The organism is Chitinophaga sp. (assembly GCF_035564935.1).
Lineage (GTDB): Bacteria > Bacteroidota > Bacteroidia > Chitinophagales > Chitinophagaceae > Chitinophaga.
Window position 1 is genome coordinate 1 of sequence record NZ_DATMTE010000385.1, and the last position, 3,318, is coordinate 3,318.

The window sequence follows — 3,318 nt, forward strand, 5'->3', positions numbered from 1 at the left end:
CTGTTTAATTGCTGGTAGAGTGATTCGCCTGTAAGGTCTTTATTGAAGATCATCCCGGTAGAATCTATGAGATAGTTTTGTGGGATGGCTTTCACGCCATACACCCTGGCTGCGTGGTTTTTGTCTACTTTGGGATCGGCCAGGTTGGTCCATACCATGCTGTCTTCTTTAATGGCTTCCAATAAATATTTCCGGTCGGCGGGCGGGTCGAGTGCTATGCTGATGATGGTAAAGTTTTTATCCTTGAATTGGTTATAAACTTCCAGGAGCTTGCGATGTTCGCGCCGGCAGGGCTCGCACCAGGAGGCCCAGAAATCGAGGAATACGGTTTTGCCTTTAAAGTCGGATAGCCGTACCATTTTCCCGTTCATATCCGGTACTTCAAAGTCGGGAGCGTCGGACCCTATTGTGAGGTTCCTGGCCTGGGCAATTTCAGCGGCAAAGGCTTTCCCTTCTTTGGTGTTGCGTACTTCTTCTGATAATTTAAGGAAGATAGGTTCTATCATATCGGGGTTTACATTCAGACCGGCCAGTTCTTCCAGTGCCGTGAGGCTGAGGAAGGAGTTGGGATTTTCCGCGATATATTTGTGTTGGAGCAGTTTCTGCGCTTCGTGCGATACCTGGTAGCGCAGGGCTAATTGCTGCTGGAATCCTTTGTCTTCTTTTTTGGTGGCAGACGCCCTGTTGTATTCTTTTGACAACTGCCGGATCGATTTGAGAACAGATTTCATGGATTTGTTAAAGTAATCTTCTTCATCATTGATAGGGGAAGAGATACGGGCTTTGCTCACTAGCCCGTTTATGGTCACCTTAATGGTTCCTTTTTCCAGGAAAAAGATCCTGGTGTCTGCATCGGGAGGAAGCTCCATAAAATTCATGCCGCCGCCTTTGGTGTCCAGGATGAGCATGGCGCGCATAGGACCATCCACTGTGCCTTCAAAGCGGAATCCACCCTGCTGTACTTCTGCAGAATCTACTACCAGGGCGTCATTAACAACCTTGTTGAGGTATATTTTAACAGGTCCGTTCTGTTTAGTGAGTTTGCCGTCCAGTATATATTTTGCGGGTTGGGCATTCACGAACGCGGGCAAACACAGTGCTAGAAGTGTTATTTTTTTCATAAGATCTGCTCTATGCAGGCTAAACTATCAACAAAATTTATTCATTTGCGGTACCAATGCTTTGTTAAAAGCGGATTAACAAAAAATAAGGATATGGCAAATCAAAGTAAGTCGCCCCACATTCTGAACACCTCCACCAACCTCCTGGGCTTTTGCCTGATTGTGCTTACCTCTATTAAGGTAGCGGGATTTAACCATGCTACTGTTATAGATGATTGCACCGGCATAGCCGCCATATTGCTGATGGCAAGCTGCCTGTTATCCTTTTTATCACTGAAGAGCAGGTACGGGAAAACAAGCGAACGGCTGGAGCAAATAGCAGATTATACTTTTCTCGTGGCACTGATATGCATTAGTATCACAATTGTTTTCGTATCTTTTAATTTGTTGAGCTAACCGGTATTACCGGTATGGATGTCAGGTCGCTTGTTAGCAGGTCTGTTTACGGTTTAATTACATTATCTCCCCGTACCATGAAGATGCGCATTTATGAAGAAACCAGGAAGGTCTGGAATATACTGTCTGAGCGGAGCGATCCGCCGGATCTGGCCCTGGAGATGGAAGTACATAAGAAGGTACTTAGCTTTTTCCAGGTAGGGGAGTGTTATTATTTTATATTCAATGCAGTAAGGGGGGAGCTTGACTACATGCATCCCTGTGTATATGATGTGCTGGGATATACGGTAGACGAGTGTTCTATTACCGAGATGATGTTGCGTATCCACCCGGAAGATGCGGGCAGCTTCCTGGAGTTTGAACAGGCGGCGGTTGATTTCTTTTCCCGCCTGCCACCGGAGAAGGTATTGAAGTATAAAGTGCGTTACGATCTGCGGGTACGTAAGGCCAATGGCGAATATGTACGGATGTTGCAGCAGTCCACCTGCATACAGCACGATGAAACCGGCGCGGTGCTGCGTACACTCTGCGTGCATACCGATATTACACACCTGAAGCCTGTCGGCGCTCCTGTGTTGTCTTTCGTGGGACTGGACGGGGAGCCGTCCTTTTCCAACGTGGAGATCCGGAAGATGTTTACGGCTGCCAGGGAAGTGCTTACCAGGAGGGAGAAGGAAATCCTTCGCCTGGTATTGGGCGGTATGCCCAGCCGGGAGATCGCCATCCACTTAAACATCAGTAAGCTTACAGTAGACAAGCATCGTAAGAACATGCTGAAGAAAACGGGTATTAAATCCGCTGCGGAGCTGGTGGTACGCGCCGTGAAGGAAGGCTGGGTATAGCGCGGATTTTGTCTGACCCAGGATTAAACTGATTACACTGATTACGCTGATTTGATTACTTTGGATTTAACAGATTTGGGGAGATGTAAGCGGATATTTTCGCCTGGATTTCCCGAATCTTTTAAAATCATTACAAAATAAAATCAGCGTAATCAGTGTAATCAGTTTAATCCTGAGTCAGACAAAATTGGTAATATTGATCTTTTTTTATAACATTGTTATTATATTGATGTCAACCAAAGATTCACAGTAACAACCAGAACAATAAAGAGAAACTCCGATTCTCGTTTTTTTTATCCATTAAGCAAAAACGTTTTAGCATACACATGAACATGGATGAGATTAGTGAATGGCAGATGCAGATAGCGCGTTATGATGATGAACAGGCGTTTGCCCGTTTATTCCGTCATCTGTACGACCGCTTATTGCATTTCTGTATCCGGTATGTACATGTACGGGAAGCTGCGGAAGAGATAGTATCCGATGTATTTGTTAAGCTCTGGAACCGCCGCGCCGACCTGGAGCAGGTAGCCAACCTGCAGGTATACCTTTTTGTGGCGGTCAAAAATCATTCGCTTAATTACCTTGAACAGTATTCCCATTTGCGGATCGTTCCGCTTTCCGGCTCCGATACCGCCGATCTGCGCAACAGCATTGACCTGGAGCGTGACCTGGAATGGAAGGAAATGCGTTTTAAAATGGACCAGATCGTGTCTTCCCTGCCGGCCCAGTGCCGCCGTATTTTCCAGCTGATCAAAGAAGACGGCTTTAAATACAAGGAGGTAGCTGAAATCCTCAATATTTCCCCCCGGACTGTGGAAACGCAGCTTTTCCGCGCTATGCGGCGCCTGAACGAAGGGTTGGGCGCTATCGGCAAAAGCAAAGGCGTGTTGCCGCCGCTGATCATCCTGCTGGCTATATCTTCACTGATGTTTTATTAGCTGATCGCCTTCGGCGAT

At 46.6% G+C, this 3,318-nt stretch carries 4 protein-coding genes; 3 read left to right on the forward strand and 1 reads right to left on the reverse strand.

The annotated features are described in order from the left end of the window. Nucleotides 1–1,121, reverse strand: a 1,121-nt coding sequence (locus VN105_RS10140) for a TlpA disulfide reductase family protein (protein WP_325640440.1), incomplete at its 3' end; no start/stop codon positions are given. Between the two features lie 93 nt (nucleotides 1,122–1,214). Between VN105_RS10140 and VN105_RS10145 the strand changes: the two genes are divergently transcribed. From VN105_RS10145 to VN105_RS10155, 3 genes are all read left to right on the forward strand, one after another. Then, nucleotides 1,215–1,517 (forward strand): hypothetical protein, encoded by a 303-nt coding sequence (locus tag VN105_RS10145; protein WP_209857459.1) that lies wholly within the window; start codon nucleotides 1,215–1,217, stop codon nucleotides 1,515–1,517. 77 nt (nucleotides 1,518–1,594) lie between these two features. Beyond that, the gene (locus VN105_RS10150; protein WP_325640444.1) at nucleotides 1,595–2,359 is read left to right on the forward strand and encodes a LuxR C-terminal-related transcriptional regulator; all 765 of its coding nucleotides are present in this window, start codon (nucleotides 1,595–1,597) and stop codon (nucleotides 2,357–2,359) included. Nucleotides 2,360–2,691: 332 nt separating this feature from the next. Then, nucleotides 2,692–3,300, forward strand: a complete 609-nt coding sequence (locus tag VN105_RS10155; RefSeq protein WP_325640446.1) for an RNA polymerase sigma-70 factor — start codon at nucleotides 2,692–2,694, stop codon at nucleotides 3,298–3,300. Nucleotides 3,301–3,318 lie beyond the last annotated feature (18 nt).

Coding starts and splice junctions, on each gene's coding strand:
- VN105_RS10145 (WP_209857459.1), top strand. CDS start 1,215: ATGGCAAATCAAAGTAAGTCGCCCCACATTCTGAACACCTCCACCAAC.
- VN105_RS10150 (WP_325640444.1), top strand. CDS start 1,595: ATGAAGATGCGCATTTATGAAGAAACCAGGAAGGTCTGGAATATACTG.
- VN105_RS10155 (WP_325640446.1), top strand. CDS start 2,692: ATGGATGAGATTAGTGAATGGCAGATGCAGATAGCGCGTTATGATGAT.